Source organism: Rhodococcus sp. 06-156-4, assembly GCF_002259345.1.
Lineage (GTDB): Bacteria > Actinomycetota > Actinomycetes > Mycobacteriales > Mycobacteriaceae > Rhodococcoides > Rhodococcoides fascians_E.
The window spans coordinates 317,944-336,941 of sequence record NZ_NPGB01000003.1; the positions used below are offsets into that span (position 1 = coordinate 317,944).

An 18,998-nucleotide genomic window follows, 5' to 3' on the forward strand; every position below is an offset into this window, starting at 1 on the left:
CCTTGTCGGCTGGGTCAGAGTACAGCCGAGACGATGTCCATCGCCGCCGACCAGTTCGACGCCATCTCGGCGAGGGGCTCACCGAGTGTCACGGCACGACCGCGTGACGCCCGCGCCATCCGGAATTGCACCGCTTTTGCGCCCTGGGCGACCTGGAGGAAGTGCGGGACGGCGTCGGCGATTCCGGCGACGCCACGGCCGTCGAGGTAACCGACGAGGTCGGCTGCCAGTTCCGCGGTGGCTCCACATTGACGAAGCAGCCCGAAGGACCACAGATGGAACGCATCCGGGCCTGCCGTCTGCACGAGTGGGATGTCGGCGGTGATTCTTTCGGCGAGACGTTCGACCGGATTGCCGTCGGCGCGCCGAGCCAGGTGCGCGCGTGCCACAGCGAGGTCGCGGTCACCGACTCCGTCGGCGATCGTGTTCTTCCGCAGACGAACCTGCTCCACGTAGGGCAGAAGGACCTCGGGGTGCGGCGCGGGAGCCAGATTGAAGACGCCGTCGAAGTCCGCGCCGGACAGCTCGAAGTATCCGCGATTGTGGAAGTAACCGAGCACCTTCTCCGTCTCGTCCAGCATGTTCGGAACGATCGTGGTCTTGGTGTGCTGATTGCGGTAACTCGTTCCGGCAGTGTCCGGGAGGTAGAAGCCGTCGACCTCCACGGTGAGCAGAACGCCGTCCTCCAGTCCTTCGCGGACGTGCTCGACGACGGATCGCCACACGTTCATCTCGCCGACCTCGAGGCCGTAGAGGGTGCGCAGATCTTCCGACTGCATCTTGACGAAATCCCACTGGCGACCGTCGCAATCGGCACTCAGCACGAACGCCAACGCGGGAACTGGATCTGCACCGAGCGAGTGGAGAAGTTCGATCCACAAGTCCACGTAGCAGTTCGTTTCCGTCCAGACGCGGTCGTGTGCGTGGATCGAGTGAGTGAGATAGGACTGCGGCCGAAGGTGCAGCACTCGGTGCGCCGTCGTGGGGACCGCTTCGGCGGACAGAACATCGTCCGCGTCGATGGATACGCTGGTCGGAAGTGTGTAGTTCGACATGCCTGGTGCCTCCTGCCGGATCACAAGCTCACGGTCCCCACGCCGAAATGCCCGTATTGCCTGATTCAAACGCTCATTCTAACCAATCGGTTTGTTTGACGCTTCTTTTTGGTCCGTATGATCGGAAATACGGTGCCGAGCTAACGATTTACCGTTCCGGTGAGGAATGCGAGAATCGGCCGCCTGAAACGGTCGCATTCACAGAGGGAACAGTCGCTTCCGCGCCTGTAATGCTGATGCGCGGTACGCGCATGGCCACACTTGCATACGGGGTCTGAGCTGGGCACATACGGAGTCTAGTCACCGTAGGATCGACCGATTGCCGCTTGCGGCCTGGAAGAAATGGAGGCGTGCGGATGCGCCGCGTCCTACGCACATCAGCCGTCGTCGTCGCCAGCGGAATACTTGCCTTTTCCACGGGGATGCTGGTCGCGCGCGAAGTAGGTGTGACTCAAATCACACTGGTTGCGTTTCTGGTCGGTATGCCATTCGCGGCCATTCCGGCAGCGGTCTCCGGCGGCCTGTTCGCACTGGCCAAGTCGAGGGTGGGCGTCGCAGTGTCGTTGACCGCGGCCGCTGTATTCGTAGCGATCCAGGTGCCGAGTTTCGTCACCGCCGACCACGTTGCCGACGGCACCGAATTGACCGTTCTCACGATCAACGTGGCCCACGGCGAAGCGGACGCAGCGGCCATCGTCGCCCAGGTCCGGTCGTCGGGCGCTGACGTCCTCGCCGTGCAGGAGCTGACCGACGAGGAAGTGAACGATCTCGTGGCGGCCGGTCTCGAAGAGGTCCTTCCCTACAGTGTCACCGCCCCCCGACCCGTGGCCGACGGAACCGGCCTGTGGAGCAGGACGCCGCTCACCGACGGGGAGGAATTGGCGGACTTCGGGTTCGTGCCCGTTCGCGCTCGCACCGTCGTCGACGGCGTCGGACTCACGCTCGTGTCGTTCCACGCGATGTCGCCCGCGACTCCCCGCCACACCGAACAGTGGGACCGAGATCTCGCTCGCATGCGCGACCTCATGAACAGCTACCCGGGTGTAGTCGTCGTGGCGGGCGACTTCAACGCCACCGGGGACCACCGCCAGTTCCGCACGCTGGCCTCGGACGGCTTCCAGGATGCGGCGGACGCGGCCGGGGCCGGCCTGTTCCGCACCTTCCCTGCGTCGCGGCCGCTCGCGCGGTTGGACCACGTCGTCACCAGCGACGGCGTCGACGCGCTCGAGGTGAACCCGGTGAACATCCCCGATTCGGACCATCTCGGTGTGGTGGCCCATCTACGACTGCCCGCAGCGGAGGATCTATCGCCGACGAGCGCGGATCAGAATCGAGGCAGTTCGATGACCGGCGGCGGCGGAAGCTGAATCTGCGGTAGCTGGAACTCCGGGAGTCCGGGGATCAGCGGCGGAGGCGGCGGGGGCGCTGGAGCCGGTGCGGGCGCCTGGTATTCGGGCTCCTGGTACGTCTCGACCGGCGCCGGTGCGGGGGGTGGCGCTTCGACGGTGGTCGTCGGTGGGATTGTCGTCGTCGTGGGCGCGGCGGTGGTGCTCGGAGCCGACGACGGAGCCGAGGTCAGCGGCTTCTCGTTGTCGGCAGGTGCGCTGGTGGAGTCCTCGGAGCCGCCGTAACCGAGTGTCAGGCCCAGGGCTGCGACGACGGCGAGGCCACCTGCCACGAGGGCTGCTCCGCGAATCTTGCGCTTGGAGGTCGCGGACCGATCCGCCGGATCGGGACTGAGCCAATCCGGCGCGCCGCTCAGCTCCGTGGCACCGTGCTGCGTTCCCGTGCCGTGCTGCGGTCCCGTGCCGTGCTGGTTGCCGGCATCGGTCTGGCCGCTGTACGCGGCGGGTGCCGAGTCGTGGGGAGGCATCGGGGACGCACCGCCGGCGGGGGCAGCTCCGACGGGAGTGGCGAGCAGTGCCGCACCTTTGGCGGCAACCGATTCCGGTTCGACAGGCGTGACGACGTGGAGTCCGGTCCAGGACCGGAGGATTGCCTCGACCAACGGGATCCGTGCACCGCCGCCGACGAGGAACAGTGCGTCGACGTGTTGGGGGGATCGCGAGATGACGTCACGCACCAGTCGCGCGGAGTATTCGATCGGGACGGTCACGAGCGCCTCGAACGATTCGCGGGAAATGAGGATCACGCCGCTCTCTCCCGGCAGGCACACGGCGCCGGAGGTGGAGAGTTGCTCTTTGGCGATGCGGCATCGCGTGATGAACTCGTCGAGACCGACCGAGTCGTTCAGGTCGACGCCTTGCTTGGCGAGCTGGTTGTCGCAGATGAGTCGGTCGAAGTCCGAACCGCTGATGTCGGTGGTGCGCTCGGCGAGAAGCACCTCGCCGGAGGCACGATCGACGACGCTGATGGTCAGGCCGGAACTGCCCAGGTCGTACAGCGCGATGGTGCCGAAGTCGCCGATCTCGCCGGAGGCTTCCAGGTAGGCCAGCGCGGCGCGGGCCTCGGGTACGAGCCGATAGTTGTAGAGCTGCTGGTCCGACATTGCCTGCTGGATGTCGCCGAACTGCTGCTGGTCGCGGTAGGCGACGCCCGTTGCTTCGACGTAGCGGTCACCGTGGTTCTGCGCGAGCATCACTCCGATGGTTTCGGCAGCGACTTCCTCGGCTCTGTCCCAGTGGGCGTCGACCGTGTCGTTCCGGAAGTCGAGTTCGCGGGCACCGGAGCCACGCAGGCGAAGGTCGGGCCGGGCCATGCGAACAGCACTAGCCCCCACCGACACACCGAGAACCTCAGTCATGACCTGCCTCACTTGGACTGCAGGGGACTCGCCGACAAGATTTGTAACGATCCAGTCTCGAACCCCCGCTCGGCCATCACTGTAGCGCGAGACCTTCAGGATTGCGATTACTGGGGAGCCTGCGGAACGGCCGGGGTCTAAGGTGACCGACGTGCATGTCCTTTTCGTTTGTACCGGCAATATCTGTCGATCTCCTACGGCGGAGAGGCTGGCTGCGGCGTATGCGCAGGAGAGTGGCCAGGAGTTGACGACGTCGAGTGCGGGGACGCACGGACTGTCGGGGCATGCGATGGACGAGACGGCGGCGACGGTGTTGCGTCAGCTGGGCGGTGAGTCGGAGGGCTTCGTGGCTCGTCGGATTTCACCACGGATCGCGGACGAGGCGGATGTGATCCTGACGATGACGACGCGGCATCGGGACGAGGTGTTGGCGATTGCTCCGCGGAAGCTTCGGAGGACGTTCACACTTCTCGAAGCGGCTGCGCTGGCGGAGGCGTCGGGGGCGCAGACGATCGACGGTATCGCCGAGGCACGGGCGCGGCACCGGGTGGACGCCACGGACATCGACGATCCGTATCGCCGTGAACACGAGGTGTACGAGTCGGTCGGTCAGCAGATCGCCGATGTTCTGCCTGCGGTCCTGCGCCTGCTCTGACCGCGCGCGAATTCCTACGCCGAGCGCACCTGCGATGCCCTGCGGTAGCGTTCTCGCAGCACCGCCACAGGTCGATGTGGCGGTCCGAGCGGACAAGGCTTATCGAACATGCGCGACAAAGTCATCGCGATCTCGGCGGTGGCGATCGCCGGAGTTGCCGTCGTCGTCGGTCTGTCGATCGGTGCACTGGGTGGGGCGTTCGACGACACCAGCGACAGGGTCCAACCGCCTGCACTTCGTTCGGATCTGAGCACGGTGGTCAGCGCGACGACTTCGTCGGTGATCACGGTCCCGCCGTCGCCGACATGGCAGGTCGCTGTTCCCACGACACCGAAGCCGACAACGACCGCGCCGACGACGACCGCGCCGTCGCGAACTCCGGGGTCCGAGACGACGAGCAGGTCTCCGCGTAATCGTGGTACGACCACGACCGAGACCGAGTCGGATTCGGAAGACACCACGACGACGCGGTAGGTCGTACTTTCGGAGGACGTGAATCTCGCTCCGACAGCCGACGCGGCGACGTGCTGTTCTGCGCGACGCTGTCTTCATGACATTCATGGGCTTCGAACGATGATCGCCGCCGTCATCGTCGTCTGCGAGATCGGGTTCTGGGCGTTGATTCTGAGCGGCCTTCTGGTCCGTTACGTGCTGGGGAAGCGTCGAATCGCGACGTGGTTACTTGCGTCGGTTCCGGTGCTGGATGTCGTCTTGATCGTCGCGGTCGCGTTCGACCTCGGTCGCGGCACGCCGGTCGGTTCGGTGCACCACCTTGCTGCCTACTATCTGGGGTTCAGCGTCGGGTTCGGGCCTGCGATGATCGCGTGGCTGGATGTGCGCGTCGCTCATCGCTTTGCCGGTGGCCCGCCGCCGGTGAAGTTGGACAAGGATTCGGAGGCGTACCGCCGTTACCTGTGGGAGGACTGGTTCCGCGCGGTCAAGGCCTGTGCGATCGCGGCGGCAGTTCTGGTGGGCCTGGCGTACACGGTTGCATCGGACGAGCAGGCGGCGACGTTGTTGTCCAGCATTCGTCCGCTCGGATTGATCCTGGGCATCTGGTTTCTCGCCGGTCCGGCGTTCTCGCGGGTCAAGCAATCGGTCCAGTGATCCGCCGGCGTCGTCACCGTCCGGTGAACCCGATCTCGGCCAGATCGGCCACGAACTGCGTGCCCGACGGTGCCAGCTCGGCCACCCAGATCAGAACCGCACGTAACCCGGTGGGTGCGTCGACGGTGATGTCGGTGGCACCTGCGCCGAGGGTCCCGGCCCCGAGGAGTTGCGTCGACGCGAGGGTTCCGTCCGGTTCCGGTGGGGTTCGGATTTCCACGACGGCTCCGGGCTGCGGCGTCGCGACCCATACTGTCGTCAGGTCGACAGCGTCGGCAAACGCCACGACGACTCCTATCCCGTTGTCGGTGTCTCCGAAGGGTGCGCGATAGAGGTCGGTGGACCACGAGGTCGACGGGTCGGCGTCGACGGCGCGGGTGGCGTCGGCTGCGTTGTCGGGCGCTCGGACGGCCGACCATATTTCGGCACCGGACGGCAGGATCGGAGTGTCGACGGGTGCTGCGGCCACTGGTTGGACCTGCGCGGTGGGCAGCGTGGGCACGGCTACGGCGCCGCGCACGTCGCCGTAGTCTCCGCCTGCGATGCTCGTCGACACCAGCCATCCTCCGCCGCCGAGGACGGCCAGGAACGCCGCAGCCACGGCTGTGAGACCCAATACCTTTGCTGCGCTTGGCTTTTCCCGGCCTGTTTCGGCGCGGTGCGTCGACGGGGCCGCGTAGTCACCGACCACGGCGACGTAGGGCACCGTGGTCGATGGGTCGACCACGCGGACTCGTCCGACACTGCTCGTTCGTGCCGATTCACAGAACCTGCGGACCGCATCAGGTGAGGGATCCCTCGCGTGGATCGAGTCGACATGAACCAGCGTCAGGGTGGTGTGCCTGCCGGTCGACAGGTCGTCGGCCGTCCAACGCGTCAGCCACGGTGCGGAATCCTGCCTGGCCAGCAGCCGATAGCGTCGCGCTATTACTTCCCCGGGAACGGGTGACGGAACCATGAGCGCCTCCGTGTGCGGCGCTCCTGCCCGGGTCGTCCCCCAGGCTCCACTCTCGGGCCGACGCCGGAATGGACGAGCCGCTCTCGACGGTTATTGTGCTCCGTCACAAACAGCGCTGTCCGCGCTTTGACCACGCGAAATTATGTGGCGGGATCCCAGACCATATGAACGGTTGTCCCGTCGTGATCGGAGGTGACGGCCGTCGAGTCGGCCAAGGCGTGCATCAACGGCACTCCACGTCCACGGGTGGCGTCGGGGGCGTGTACCGCCCAGGCACCGTGATCGCGCACCGTCACTTCGATACGCCCGGAGTCGGGCGTCCACAGAGCGTACAAATCGAGCGTGCCCGAACTGCCTGAATACGCGTGCTCCACCGAGTTGGCCAACGCCTCGTACGTCGCCAGAACCACGTCGTACACGCGTTCCGGCGCGATCTGCAAGCCCGTCAGCCACTCACCGAGCGCAATGCGCAGCGCGGACGCGCGCTCCGCGACCGCCGACTCTCCGTCGAATTCAAGGCGCATGACGTCCCCTGGAACTTGTGCGGAAGGCGGCTTGGTAGCAGCGGCCACGGCGTCTTCTCCACCGAATGCAATTGCCATCATGATCCCGTCATACCCAGAAGTTCAGGAATTACCCGTCTGTAGCGCAGCCAGCGCTTCGTCGACGGTCGCGTAGATACCGAACACCTCGTGCAGACCGACCAGGGTCAGTGGACGACCGGTGGAGGGACCGTCGGCGACGACGGCGAAGCCCGCCGCACCACCCAACTTCTGGTGGGTGGATGCCAGGAGGGACATGCCTGCCGACGCAAGGAACGACACGTCGGAAAGATCGATCACCACCGACGAAGGGCCCTTCTCCAGGACCAACTCCACCGACTCGGACAATTGTGGGGAAGTCACCAGGTCGAGTTCCCCCGACACGGTCACGATCACGGCGCCGTCGCGCCACTCCACAGCCACATCGAAATGCTGGGGGCCTGGCCCTGCCTCGTCTAGCGTCACAGCCGCCAACATACCCGAGTCCGTCCTGTGATCTCCCTCCGCGGACAGTGCCGACCGACTCGGTGGCCGATAAGGTCTCGTTGTGTGATCCCCACCCGCCCCGCAGTGAGCGCGACGGTGGCATTCGGCGGAGCGGTCGGTGCGGTGGTTCGGTACGAGATCTGGCACTGGCGGGATTCGCCGAAGTGGCTGTTGATCAATACTTTCGGCATCAACGTGGTCGGGTGTCTGTTGCTCGGCGCGACGTTGGGCTACCTGTCGGGACGGAATGCGCCGCTGGCGCGTGCTGCGGCCACGGGCCTTGCCTGCGGATTCACGACGTTCAGTTTCTACGCGCTGCAGGGCATCACTCACGACGGAGCGTGGAGGTCGGTTCTGTACATAGTCGCGACGCCGGTCGCCGCGGTGCTGGCTCTTGCTGCTGGAGCTCTCGTGACAAGGCCTGCGCCGCGATGACTCTGTTGCTGCTCATCGCGGTGGGTGGGGCGTTGGGTGCCCTGGTGCACTATCACGTCACTGCTGCTGTGTCCGATCCGGAACGCGTCGTGATGCTCACGCTGATCACCTGCGGGGTTCTGGGGTTCTTCACGGCCGCTGCACCGCCCGATCGGCTGGTCGGCGTCGCGAGTTTCGGATTTCTTGCTGCACTCGCGCCGATGAGTTCCGTGGCGCTGGTCTTCGTCACGCAGGTCAGGGCGCGGCGGTACAGGCGCGCGGTCGTGGTGCTCGCCGCGACGGTGATCGGCGGTATCGCGTGCGCGATGTTGGGGTTCCTGCTGTACAGCTCGGGGCTGACGCTCTACCGCAAGTTCTGACAGTCGCCCTGCACGGCGGCCTTCGCGAACCCTGCCAGCTGGTAGAGGTACGTGTACTCCCAGTAGACGAGGGAGAAGTTGTACGTCCGCGGGACGGCCTGCATGGTGACGTCGCCGTCGAAGCACTGTCCGAAGATGTGCTTGGCCCTGGGCAGGTGATAGCGCCAGCTGACCACGATGACGTGGTCCCACCCACGTTCCTCCGCCAGGCGCTGCGTGAAGATCGCCTCGCCCCGAGTCGTGCTGGGGATCGGCTCTTCGCACAGAACGGAGTACTTCTCGGTCGTCACGCCGCAGTACTTCTTCATGTAGGGGTCCGACGGCCCGTAGGGGTCGGAGAGTACGACGGTGTCCGCCACCCCTTGCTCCGCCAGCGACACTCCGTACGCCTCACGGCCGTCGTGCTCGCCACCGAGAACGACGATGGCGTCGGCTTTCGTGATCGGGTCTATCCGGGCTTTGGTGAACGCCAGATAGCCACCGACACCGACGACGGACACCACGAGTACCGGCAGCACCACGGCCAGCACCACGAAGAGATTCCGACGATTCACTCGTCAAGGGTATGCAGGGTGATCCCCAGCGCGCCCGGTCGGCGATGGACATCACGTTCTCGCCGGTGTGTGTGCGCGATCTGCACCAACCCGAACAACGGCGCAGGCTGACCCGCGCCGTTGGTTCGGTGAGCCCGGTCTACTGACTCGGCTCGGGGAGGTTGCAGTCGGTGACCTTGGGGTTCACGCCTGCGTAGTTGAGTGGGCCTGCGACCACGGTCAGTGCGATGGTTCCTACGCCTGCGCAGTTCTCGGGTGCACTGTCGAAGTACCCACGTTGGAAAACGGCGAAGGCGCCGATGACGAGCCAGACTACGACGATCAGAGTGACGAAGCGCATGATTTTCCCCTACCCGTAGCCGTGTCTCGGCTACCGCGAATCGGGCGAGTACCCGAATTCCGGCATGCTAACCGTCGACTACACGGTCACGGGCCGGAACCTGCCACCCTTTGTGCAGAGTCGACACGCCTTGTCACGTCAACGCAGGCGTGCCAGGTCCGCACAAAGGGTGCCAGGTCCATCACCCGAGGTATCACCGTCAGGCCCGTACCGCCTGCGCTCTCGGAGCCGGGGTGAGTGAGGCGTCGGCCAGGCCGAGGTGATCGCGCAGTGTCGTGCCGGTGTAGTCGGTGCGGAACAGTCCGCGTCGCTGCAGCTCGGGCACCACGTATTCGACGAAGTCGACGAAGGTGCCCGGCGCCTGGGCTGCGGACAGGATGTAACCGTCGGCCTCCCCGCCGTGGAAGCCTTCTTCTATCTGGTCGGCGATCTGAGTGGCGGTGCCGACGAACTGTGGCAGCAGAACGCCCTGGGCGTAGAGCTTGCCGATGTCGCGCAGGGTCAGTGCGTCCTTGTCGCTGAGCCGTCGGGCCAGGTCGAACAGGCCTTGACTGCCAGGAACGGCGACTTCGGTGATGGGTGAGTCCAGGTCGTACTGCGAGAAGTCGTGGTCGGTGTGGACCGACAGTGTGATCAGCCCGGAGATCGGGTCGGCCAGTTCGTTGTGGAATGCCTGCTTCTCGCGTGCGATGGCTTCCGTCTCGCCGACGAACGGGACGAACGAGGGGAAGATCTTGATGTCGTCGGGGTTGCGGCCGAAGTTCGACGCCCTCGACTTCACGTCGTCGTAGTAGGCCTTGCGACCTTCTTTCGTGGGGTCGATCTCGAAGATCGCGTCGGCCCAGCGGGCGGCGAAATCGCGACCGGTCGGCGACGAGCCTGCTTGGAAGATGACGGGTCGGCTCTGCGGCGAGTGCGGTGCGGTCAGCGGTCCGCGGGATTTGAAGTAGGTCCCGTCGTGGTCGATGGTGCGTACCTTGTCCGGGTCGGCGAACACTCCGGAGACCTTGTCCTGCACCAGAGCGTCGCGATCCCAGCTGCCCCACAGGTCGTAGGCGACCTCGAGGAATTCGTGGGCGCGGTCGTATCGCTCGTCGTGCGGCAGGTGGTTGTCGATCCCGAAGTTCTGGGCCTCGGCTTGGTTGAGGGAGGTGACCACGTTCCAGCCCGAGCGGCCACGGCTGAGGTGATCGAGCGTGCTGAAGATGCGTGCGACCTCGTACGGGTGGAAGTACGTGGTGGACTTCGTGATTGCCAGACCGATCTTCTCGGTGACGCCGGCGAGTGTTGCGGCGACGAGGGAGGGATCGATCGTCGCCGACGCCTGGGTTCCGCTGCTGAGCGGCACTTTGATGTCGTTGCCGTAGCGCACGGGTGTCGCCAGGAGGTCGGCGAAGAACAGGAAGTCGAACTTGCCGCGTTCGAGGATCTTCGCGACTCGCTCGTAGTAGTCGGGGCCGAGGTAATCGGTTTCCGACGCCGGGTGCCGCCAGGCGGCGTGCGAGTGGGTGACGTGGGATGCGATGAGAAATCCAGCGAGGTGAAGTTCACGAGACATGTGAAAGCCCTTCTCAGAAGTAACCGTTGAACGGCAACGGTTCGCCGTTGAGTACGTAGTTCCCGATCGCCGACGCTTTGTAGGCGGCTGGGTTGTGCAGTGTGATGGTGCGAATGTTTCGCCAGTGTCGGTCGAGGTTCTTGGCGCGTGATGCGGCGGATGCGCCACCGACTTCGAAGAGCACTGTTGCTGCGCGGGTGGCGATCTCGTCGATGTGGACTTTGGCTTCGGAGGCGCGAAGGGAGGCGTTCGCCGCGAGGGCCGCGTCGGGCACCCCGTTGTTCAGTGAGGCGTGGGCGGTGTCGATGGCGTCGGCCGCGGCGAGGGTGGTGGCTTCGGCGGCGAATGCCGTGCTGGCGAGGGTTCCCAATGCGTTCAGCAGGAGTGGGTCTCGGTGGAGTTCTTCGGTGGGTCCGTGTGCGAATCCGCGGGTACGGCTCTGGATCAGGGTCTTGGCGTCGCTGACGACGTTACGGAGAATTCCGCTGACCAGGCCGTGCAGGTAGAGCTGCAGGAAGGCGAATTGGTACGACGGGTCCGGTGCTGCGTCGAGTGGGATGCGCGAGACGATGTCGTCGTCGGTGACGTGCACCTTCTGGAATCGTGTCGTTCCGGTTCCGGTGCGGCGCTGGCCGATACCGTCCCAGTCGTCGACGATCGTGACGCCGTCGCGGTCGGTGGGGACGATGACGGAGGCCACGGCGACACCGTCGACGTCGGCCCAGATGCTGACGTAATCGGAGAACAGTGTGCCGGTGGAGTAGAACTTCTCGCCGTCGAGGAGGTATCCATCCGTGTGTGGGGTGAGGTGGGTTCCGTACTTGAAGTTTCCGACGGCCTGCGCGCCTCGTTCGCTGCTGGCGTTGCCGAAGATCTTGCCCTGCAGGATCAGTTGGATCCATCGGTCACTGTCGTACCCGGCGTAGTCGACGGCGGTTGCTTCGCGCAGTCGCTCTTCGACGAACCAGTAGTGCGTGCGGAGGATGTGCGCGACGATGGGGTCCGCTTCGGCGAGATCGATGATGACGCCGAATGTTTCGCGGACGGTCAGTCCTGCCCCGCCGATCTCCTTGGGCAGCCGCAGGGCACCGAATCCGGCGCGTCGGAGGGCGTCGATCTGCTGGTGTGGGTTCTCGTCGGCGAGGTCGCGGGCGCTCGCGCCTTCGGCGATGGAGGCGAGCAGTTCTCGGTATCGGGGCGAGCCCGGCTCGACGACCCCGACGGACTCGACTGTGGATGTCATGCAAAAGCCCTTTCGATCGTGTGCAGTCCGACCGATCAAACTTTCAATATCGAGGGCTCGGTGTCACCAGTTGCGATCACGGTGAGCCTGAGAGTTGACTGTGACCGGGCGTCACTGTCAACGTGTCGAGCTCCTTCCCCTTGGTTTCCGGCGCGGCGTAGGCCATCCACAGCACCGCGAACACGACGAACGCGGTGACGATGGCGAAGGTCAGTGGCAGTCCGAGGATCGGCCACATCACCGACCCGAACAGCAGGGGCGCGAAGCCGGTCGCGATACGGCTGACCGAGGAGGCGTACCCGAATCCCGACGCACGGAGCTCCGTCGGGTAGAGCTCGGAGACGTAGCAGTACAGGACCGGGATGGCGATCTGGATCACGAACCCGAACACTGCGAGACACACCAGCACGCCGGATCCGACGTCGAGCATCACCGCGAACAGCACCAGCGCGGCGCCTGCCAGTGGCCCGGAGATTCCGATGACCCATTTCCTGCCGACGACCTCGACGAGGTACGCGGACACGGCGACGCCGACGATGCCGACGGCGGTCATCAGCGTCGTTCCGGCGAAGGCCGCGAAATCGTCGTAGCCCTCTCGGCGCAGGATCGACGGCATCCAGCTGAGTGCGGCGTAGTAGAGCAGCATGATCGACACGAACAGCAGCCACGACGCCGAGGTGATCCGTGGGCTGTAGCGCCAGACTGCGGCGAGGCCTCGTTTCGGCGAGGCCTGGGCGACGATCGAATAATCTTGCGACGCAGCGCCTGTACGGGTGACCATGTCGTCGATGATCGCTCGCGCTTCTGCCTCACGGCCCACCTTGGCGAGGTAGATCGGAGATTCGGGGATCCCGCGCCTGACCCAGAACAGAAGCAGTGCAGGAAGAATCATGAACAGCAGCATGATTCGCCAGCGCACGTCTCCGTCGATCGGCACCAGCAGGGTGGCGACGACGCCGCAGATGGTGGCTCCGATGGGCCACCAACCGTCCATGGCGGACAGTACTTTTCCGCGAATCCGCCGCGGCGAGAATTCACTGACGAGTGCGTAGTCGACGGGGATGCAGCCGCCGAGGCCGAAGCCCGCGAGGAACCGCAGCAGTACGAAGGTCTCGAAGTTGGGCGACAGCGCCCCGAGCACCGAGAACAACGCGAAGATCAGCAGGGTGAGCGCGAAGGCCTTCTTGCGTCCGAGACGGTCCGCAATGGTGCCCCACACGACGGCGCCGACGGCCATTCCGATGAGGTTGCCGGTGGCGACCAGGCCTCGCTCGGCCTGCGACAGGTCCCAGTAGGACCCGAGGAGTGGCGTCAGGAAGCCGTTGAGGGCCACGTCCCAAGCGTCGAACATGAAGCCGAGACCACCGATGACGAAGATGCGGCCTTGCACGCCCCACTTCCACGGAAGTTCCTGGACGATCTGTTCACCGGTTTTCACCGATGCATCCTCTCACTGCTCGGCCGTATAGTGTCATCTCCATGCGAGCTGGGGTGGCGCTGCTGGCGGCGGCGAGCCTGTTTCTTGCCTCGTGCAGCAGTAACGAAGTGCAGTCCGAGACCGAGTCGACCACGGAAGCGACTGCCGTGGATCTGCGGTTGGTGTCGGGTTCCTTCACCGTCGGCAGCCCTGTTCTGGAAACTCCCCCGCCGTTCCACGGGGTGCCGTCGGACTCGACTCCCACCGCTCCCGGTGACGAGTACGGAGATTTCGGGATCGCGGACGTGCAGGTCGACGATGCCCGGGCGGTGTTCACGTTCACCGGCGAGGGCGTGATCAATTACGTGGGCCGGTACGTCGACTCTGCCACCACCTACGCGGGAGGCGACCTCGATGTGCCGGGGACGTCGATTCTGCAGGTCGAACTGATCTCGTCGCCGTCGGCGGATCCGCGGAACGACGTCGAGGTAGCGGCCGACGGCGGCATTCGGTCGCTGCTGACGTCGAGCGCGACGCCCGGGGTCACCCAGGCCTTCGTCGGGACGGGGTCCGAGCGTCCGGATTTCACCGTCACCACCGAATCCGATCCACCGGCACTGATCGTCACTCTCCTCGGTTAGTTCCCCTCGTCAACGGTTTGAGCACTCGGCTGGGCACCCAGTGCGTCACCGTCTCGCATCGATCCTTGGACATGAGTTGGTAGGTGACGCGGCCGATCCAGTCACCGTCGACGGTCATCGACCACTCGGTCAGGTCCCCCGGCACGACTCGTCGGACGTCGAAGCCGTCGGCGGTGAAGGTTCCACTGTGGTGCGGAGGTTGCGGGTACAGGACGGACAGGTCGATCAGGACCTTGACTGCAGGCGTCAGAACCTTGAACGGCCGACGATGCGGATCCACTCCGCCGCTGGAACCGTTCACTCGCATCGTTCGATCATATGTTCGAAGCAAGATCGACTCAATCCAGCGTTGACGTACACTGTACGGCGAGGAAAGGGCGCGCCATGATCTTCACTCTCCCGCCGCTGGAGCAGCAGGCAGCCACGCTGATCGAACTCGGTGTCCACACCTTCGCAGGTTTGACCGAGAACGATGTTGCCAACGCCGTCGCGGACAACACCGACGACGCCCTCCTGGTCCTGAGCCGTGCGCAGCCGTCGCAACTCGCTCCCCTGCTGCGGCGCAGCGGCCGGGCCGGGTTCGTGGTGACCGACATGGTCGACGTCGACCGTTTCGAACCGATCGAGTCGCTGTCCATGCCGCCGGGACCGGCCTATGTCGTCGACAGCCCCGAGCGTGGGGACGAGATGAAGAACTGGAGCCCGGACGAGGCGCTGCCGTCGATCACGGCGGCCGGCCGCAGCCCTCTTACCCTTCTCGAGGGTATTCACTGGCTACTGCAGGTACCCGAGGTACTGGAACGGGGGCACTGCTTCATGACGATCGGCTCGCGGCTGCGTAAGCCCGACGGCGCTCTGGACACCCGTACGCCCGCGGTGTGGATCAGCAACGGCACCGGCCGCGACGGGGTGGACAACCGCAACGCCCCCAAGGTCGGGTGGTGCTGGGCGGGCAACAGGCACACCTGGCTGGGTTTCGCCTCGACTGCAGGCAGGCGTCCGCTGTGACCCAGCCTGTTGTCGTTCGTCACAACGGCCCGTATTGCGAGATTCGACATCGCAGCGCGGAACTGTGACTGTGGAGGACGCAGAATCCGCCGAGAAGTTTGGAGAAGTACCCGCATGAAGGCCTCGTGTCGCTCGATCGCAGTCCTCGCAGCCACCCTGAGCTTGGGCCTCGCCGGTTGCAGCTCCGACGAAGGGACCGACAACGGCGCCGAGGCGTCGGGCGGCGACCTCTGCACGCACCTCGAGGACATCTCGACGTTCGAGATGAACTCACAGACTTCGGCGCAGATCGATCCGGCCGACTGGCCGGGTATGCAGGCGGTACTCCAGGAGTACGGCGACGGACTGTCGGAGCACTACGACCCGGCCATCGCCGCTGCCGATCCGGACATCGCGGCCGATCTGACGACGGTCCGGGACGCGAGCGCCCAGGTGACGAATCTGGTCACCGAGGCATCGACGTTCGAGGAGTACCAGCAGAAGACCGAAGCGACCATCGACGTGGACAGCTTCACCGCGGCCCGCGATGCGAGCGCTCGTATCGATACCTACGCGCAGTCCAACTGCGAGTTCGCGAAGCAGATGCAAGAGCAGCAGCAACAACCGCAGCAGCCTCAGCTCGAGGAAGTCCCCGCTCAGCCCGGCGGCTAACCCCTACGTGAGTGGAAAATGTAGGCCAGGGCCTACATTTCCACTCACGTACGAGTACCCTTGCCGTCATGACACAGCAGAAAGGCGCATGAGCGCCCCGCATTCGCTGGACGGGCAAACTCGCCGTAGGTTGTTGCGGCCCCGCCACATTCATGTCGCTGCCGGGTACGTATGGGTCATCGATGAAACCCAGCCCGTAGCAGCCCTCTTGGATCCCGCGACCGGCACTCTCGAGCGCTTTGTCTCGTGGCCGGAACTTCCCGCGACTTCCAGAACCCTTGACATCTCGAGCGACGAAGGCGGTCTTTGGCTCCACTACCGAGGCGCCGACGCCTTGGCCCGCGTCACTCCCGACGGTCTCCGTCATGCCGAATACATCGGAGGAGCAGCACTTCTCACTTCGGGCAGCATCGGAGCATGGTGTTATCGACCGGGGCGGACCCGGCGGGACGTCGCGCGGAATCCGGATACTCCGCCGCTGCGGCGTTCGTACGCAGGCCCGCAGCTGCTGCTGGCGAAACCGGACGGCGGCACGGCGGTTGTCACCCTCCGCGGCCATCTGATCACGGCCGACTTCGATGAGAAGTCACTTCATCTAGGCGTCGAGCACGAACCGTGGTCACGCACCCACTCCGGGCCCGACGGATACGCGGTGGCCTGGACGCAATCCTGGGTCGAGCTTCCTCTCGACACTGTGGCCACGAGCATCGATCCGACCGACTACCCGCGTCGCCCCCTCGACGGAGACTGGCACACCGGTGAGTACGCCGACGTCACCTACAACGAGTCCCATCGACGCAAGCGAGCCGTCGGTAACGGAATCAGATGGCATTGGGGTCAGGACACGTCGTGGAAGACGATGATTGTTCAAGCTGTTCGCGGCGACCGAGTGGTGCATCGCCGGACTTTCGCCGGCACGCGAGGGGTCGAAGGCGCGGCCATCGGGGAGGACCTGTATCTGATCACCTCTCAGCGGAGCCTCCTACACTTCTCTACGCATTCCGAGACCCGAACGATAACCAGCACTGAAGAACTCGACATTTCCGAGCACTGCCGTCCTGTCGCACCGTGTCCACCGGATCATGAGTCCTACGTCGCATACTGCATTCGTCGGCTTCACGGCAGGCAGTTCTCCTCGCGCATGCGAGATGTCGACGTCCGCTTCGTCGGCGAGTGGCCTGACGGCAAGCTGCAGGTCAGCTTCACTCATGACAACTACGAGGGCATCACCCTTGTGTCCACTCTGAATCTCTACGACGAGGAAGGCAAGCGACTCGACGACGTGACCCGTTATGCCCCCGTCGAATTGATGGAACAGGCAGACACCCAGGCCTACCCGGATCCCTCCCTCGCCGTCGACGGGGTGCTCCATGTATGACTGTTCCTGTTCACCCAGGCTGCGGAGACAAGAGTGTCACCAACCTCGGTCGGCCATCAGGAGACCTCCAGGCCCGGCGTCAGGGCGATCGATTCCAGGAGTTCGATCGAAAGCGATTGAGATCCTGCAGAACTGGCCGAGATCTGCACGCGGGTTCCGCCCGGCCGCGTCACGGTGACAGTGTTGGAGGAGCGCTGCTGGTAGTCACCGTCGCCTTCGCCCGTGACACCGTAGTAACCGGCCGACGTCTGCACGACGGTCCCGTCGGCGAGGGAACGGAACGTGTCCTGTGTGCCCGAGTACGGGTCCGGCCGGATCTCGTCCTCGACGGGTACGGCCTGGCCCCCGGCGATGCTCAGCTGCAGTGTCTCGTCGGCGCCGACGACGTTCGACGCCATGCACAGCGTGTCCAAACCCATGTCCGACGGTTGGAGCGTGTCGAGCTTTCGATCGAGGGCCACCGCTCCCAGGTCGACCGATGCGAGTGCGGAGTTCAGTCGTTGCTGGTCTTCACGTGTGAGATCGGGTCCCCCGTTCTCGGTGTAGCCGCTGCATCCTTCGCTCGGCGGGGGTGTGCCGGGCGGAACCGGCGTGCTCACTCGTAGTGCGGGTTTTGTTGCGATCAGTTCCAATTCGGGGAGCGCCAACGGGATTTCTCCGCTGTTCGCCGGCTCCGGTGTATTGGTTCTGTCGTCGGCGCTCACGTGAATCCAGGTTCCGTCGGTTGTGTACGCCTGCACGCTGCGACTGATGGTGCGGACGCCGTTGATCTCGGCCCAGGTGTCGAGCAGATCGACGACCGTGCCGTCGGGCAAGGTCTTGCGTTCGTCGAGCAAACCTGCGACGCAGCCCGGCACCGTGTGTGGCCCTTGTTGCACACTGACCTGGACCGAGCCCGACGCGTCGCCGCGGTTTACGGCACCCCAGGCGTCGGTCGATCCGCTGTAGGGGGGTTCGTCGCCGTCGCCGAAGTCGAAGATCGGGCCGAACAGCAGCGATTGTTGCGGCGCGGCGAAGGCGAGTTCGACGTCGTCGGGAAGCGCCGAGGCGACTGCGTCGGACATGGCGGTTGCTTTGGGTCCGTTGAACCATGGGAACCTGGGGTTGTCGTAGGACCGCTCCCCGACGACGCTCATGCTGAATCTCTCCTCGTCCGCTTCGACGACGGTGTCGCATCCGGGGATGGGCGCGGAGGTATCGACCGGCTCACTCACCCGCACGTATTCTTCGGGTGCGGTCGGCTCGGGTTCGACGGTGGGAGATGTTGCTGCCGTTGTCAATTCGGGCTCGGCAGGGGCCTGCAGGGCTCCGGCCACGACGATTCCGACCGCGACGATACTGACGACGACGAGACCGTCGGTCCACCGTGCTCTGGCCGATCTTTCGCTCATGATGCTCGCCGCCTACTCGATGTCAGTACGACGGCATTGTCGTTCGTACCGACAGGTTCGTTACGAGAGGCAACGATAGGCCATTGCGAGTCCCGACCGCCTAGCCCTGCGTCAGTTCCTGTACGAAAGTGACGGTGTTGCCTGCTGGGTCCGGGGCTGCGACGGTTTTGACGACGCCGGGGTATTCCTGAATTTCGCCGACGGTGATGCCCGCGGCCGTCAGCGCCGTCGCGTGGGCGTCGATGTCGCCCACACCGATGACGACCGAGGTCTTGCCCGCCGAGGCGGTGTCGATGCAGACCTGAACCCAGGCGTTCTCGGCGATCTGCCATTCGGCGGTGTCTTCCATGGGTTCGACGTCCGGCTCGCGGCCGAAGAGGGTGGTGTACCAGGCACGCGCTTCGGCGAAGTTCTCCACCGGAAGAATTGCAACCACACTGTCGAGCGTCATCTGGC

General features: G+C 64.9%; 23 protein-coding genes. 10 read left to right on the forward strand and 13 right to left on the reverse strand.

From position 1 onward, the window contains the following. Positions 1–14: 14 nt before the first annotated feature. A complete protein-coding gene (locus CH290_RS01650; protein WP_230595498.1) occupies positions 15–1,055 on the reverse strand; it encodes a DUF1839 family protein in 1,041 nt (346 codons plus the stop codon). Positions 1,056–1,501: 446 nt separating this feature from the next. Between CH290_RS01650 and CH290_RS01655 the strand changes: the two genes are divergently transcribed. After that, a complete protein-coding gene (locus tag CH290_RS01655; RefSeq protein WP_230593848.1) occupies positions 1,502–2,422 on the forward strand; it encodes an endonuclease/exonuclease/phosphatase family protein in 921 nt (306 codons plus the stop codon). On the opposite strand, the gene CH290_RS01660 is transcribed toward CH290_RS01655, so the two are convergent. After that, positions 2,380–3,819, reverse strand: a complete 1,440-nt coding sequence (locus CH290_RS01660; protein ID WP_196250050.1) for a DUF7159 family protein — start codon at positions 3,817–3,819, stop codon at positions 2,380–2,382. The two genes, CH290_RS01655 and CH290_RS01660, sit on opposite strands and share 43 nt — an antisense overlap. 151 nt (positions 3,820–3,970) lie before the next feature. On the opposite strand from CH290_RS01660, the gene CH290_RS01665 reads away from it, so the two are divergent. From CH290_RS01665 to CH290_RS01675, 3 genes are all read left to right on the forward strand, one after another. Then, positions 3,971–4,474 carry an arsenate reductase/protein-tyrosine-phosphatase family protein gene (locus CH290_RS01665; RefSeq protein ID WP_080733846.1) on the forward strand — a complete coding sequence of 168 codons (504 nt, stop codon included), beginning with the start codon at positions 3,971–3,973 and terminating at the stop codon, positions 4,472–4,474. A 108-nt stretch (positions 4,475–4,582) separates the two neighbouring features. Next, entirely contained in the window at positions 4,583–4,948 is a 366-nt protein-coding gene (locus CH290_RS01670; RefSeq protein WP_020110730.1) for a hypothetical protein, read from the forward strand. Positions 4,949–5,047: 99 nt separating this feature from the next. Further along, positions 5,048–5,581 (forward strand): hypothetical protein, encoded by a 534-nt coding sequence (locus CH290_RS01675; RefSeq protein ID WP_019663871.1) that lies wholly within the window; start codon positions 5,048–5,050, stop codon positions 5,579–5,581. 13 nt (positions 5,582–5,594) lie between these two features. Here CH290_RS01675 and CH290_RS01680 read toward each other — a convergent pair whose 3' ends face one another. The 3 genes from CH290_RS01680 to CH290_RS01690 all read right to left on the reverse strand — a co-directional run bounded on the left by CH290_RS01680 (position 5,595) and on the right by CH290_RS01690 (position 7,546). Next, positions 5,595–6,539: a protein kinase family protein gene (locus tag CH290_RS01680; RefSeq protein WP_033189120.1), complete on the reverse strand. Its 945-nt coding sequence runs from the start codon at positions 6,537–6,539 to the stop codon at positions 5,595–5,597. 140 nt (positions 6,540–6,679) lie between these two features. Continuing rightward, entirely contained in the window at positions 6,680–7,063 is a 384-nt protein-coding gene (locus CH290_RS01685; protein WP_020110728.1) for an ATP-binding protein, read from the reverse strand. Between the two features lie 102 nt (positions 7,064–7,165). Then, the gene (locus tag CH290_RS01690) at positions 7,166–7,546 is read right to left on the reverse strand and encodes an STAS domain-containing protein (RefSeq protein WP_230593845.1); all 381 of its coding nucleotides are present in this window, start codon (positions 7,544–7,546) and stop codon (positions 7,166–7,168) included. 84 nt (positions 7,547–7,630) lie between these two features. Here CH290_RS01690 and CH290_RS01695 point away from each other — a divergent pair, with 84 nt between their 5' ends. Then, on the forward strand, positions 7,631–8,002 hold the full coding sequence (locus CH290_RS01695; RefSeq protein WP_230620962.1) for a fluoride efflux transporter FluC: 372 nt from the start codon (positions 7,631–7,633) through the stop codon (positions 8,000–8,002). Then, complete coding sequence (locus CH290_RS01700) at positions 7,999–8,361, forward strand: CrcB family protein (RefSeq protein WP_033189119.1); 363 nt, start codon at positions 7,999–8,001, stop codon at positions 8,359–8,361. The genes CH290_RS01695 and CH290_RS01700 overlap by 4 nt, the downstream gene beginning before the upstream one ends. On the opposite strand, the gene CH290_RS01705 is transcribed toward CH290_RS01700, so the two are convergent. The 5 genes from CH290_RS01705 to CH290_RS01725 form a co-directional block, all read right to left on the reverse strand. Further along, a complete protein-coding gene (locus CH290_RS01705) occupies positions 8,346–8,915 on the reverse strand; it encodes a YdcF family protein (RefSeq protein WP_033189118.1) in 570 nt (189 codons plus the stop codon). The two genes, CH290_RS01700 and CH290_RS01705, sit on opposite strands and share 16 nt — an antisense overlap. 139 nt (positions 8,916–9,054) lie before the next feature. After that, the gene (locus CH290_RS01710; protein WP_019663878.1) at positions 9,055–9,255 is read right to left on the reverse strand and encodes a hypothetical protein; all 201 of its coding nucleotides are present in this window, start codon (positions 9,253–9,255) and stop codon (positions 9,055–9,057) included. A gap of 199 nt (positions 9,256–9,454) precedes the next feature. Further along, the gene (locus tag CH290_RS01715) at positions 9,455–10,813 is read right to left on the reverse strand and encodes an LLM class flavin-dependent oxidoreductase (RefSeq protein ID WP_033189117.1); all 1,359 of its coding nucleotides are present in this window, start codon (positions 10,811–10,813) and stop codon (positions 9,455–9,457) included. Between the two features lie 13 nt (positions 10,814–10,826). Beyond that, entirely contained in the window at positions 10,827–12,056 is a 1,230-nt protein-coding gene (locus tag CH290_RS01720; RefSeq protein WP_033189116.1) for an acyl-CoA dehydrogenase family protein, read from the reverse strand. A 76-nt stretch (positions 12,057–12,132) separates the two neighbouring features. Beyond that, positions 12,133–13,494: an MFS transporter gene (locus tag CH290_RS01725; RefSeq protein ID WP_033189115.1), complete on the reverse strand. Its 1,362-nt coding sequence runs from the start codon at positions 13,492–13,494 to the stop codon at positions 12,133–12,135. A 41-nt stretch (positions 13,495–13,535) separates the two neighbouring features. Here CH290_RS01725 and CH290_RS01730 point away from each other — a divergent pair, with 41 nt between their 5' ends. Further along, complete coding sequence (locus CH290_RS01730) at positions 13,536–14,114, forward strand: AMIN-like domain-containing (lipo)protein (protein ID WP_230620961.1); 579 nt, start codon at positions 13,536–13,538, stop codon at positions 14,112–14,114. Here CH290_RS01730 and CH290_RS01735 read toward each other — a convergent pair. After that, on the reverse strand, positions 14,098–14,421 hold the full coding sequence (locus tag CH290_RS01735) for a hypothetical protein (protein WP_019663884.1): 324 nt from the start codon (positions 14,419–14,421) through the stop codon (positions 14,098–14,100). The two genes, CH290_RS01730 and CH290_RS01735, sit on opposite strands and share 17 nt — an antisense overlap. 77 nt (positions 14,422–14,498) lie before the next feature. Here CH290_RS01735 and CH290_RS01740 point away from each other — a divergent pair, with 77 nt between their 5' ends. From CH290_RS01740 to CH290_RS01750, 3 genes are all read left to right on the forward strand, one after another. Further along, entirely contained in the window at positions 14,499–15,122 is a 624-nt protein-coding gene (locus CH290_RS01740) for a DUF5701 family protein (protein ID WP_033189113.1), read from the forward strand. 114 nt (positions 15,123–15,236) lie between these two features. Beyond that, positions 15,237–15,773, forward strand: coding sequence for a hypothetical protein (locus CH290_RS01745; RefSeq protein WP_033189112.1), 537 nt, complete (start codon positions 15,237–15,239; stop codon positions 15,771–15,773). Between the two features lie 88 nt (positions 15,774–15,861). Next, a complete protein-coding gene (locus CH290_RS01750; RefSeq protein WP_141216228.1) occupies positions 15,862–17,151 on the forward strand; it encodes an NHL repeat-containing protein in 1,290 nt (429 codons plus the stop codon). A gap of 56 nt (positions 17,152–17,207) precedes the next feature. On the opposite strand, the gene CH290_RS01755 is transcribed toward CH290_RS01750, so the two are convergent. Continuing rightward, entirely contained in the window at positions 17,208–18,542 is a 1,335-nt protein-coding gene (locus CH290_RS01755) for a hypothetical protein (RefSeq protein ID WP_033189110.1), read from the reverse strand. A gap of 100 nt (positions 18,543–18,642) precedes the next feature. Next, positions 18,643–18,993 carry a VOC family protein gene (locus CH290_RS01760; protein WP_033189109.1) on the reverse strand — a complete coding sequence of 117 codons (351 nt, stop codon included), beginning with the start codon at positions 18,991–18,993 and terminating at the stop codon, positions 18,643–18,645. Positions 18,994–18,998: the final 5 nt, after the last annotated feature.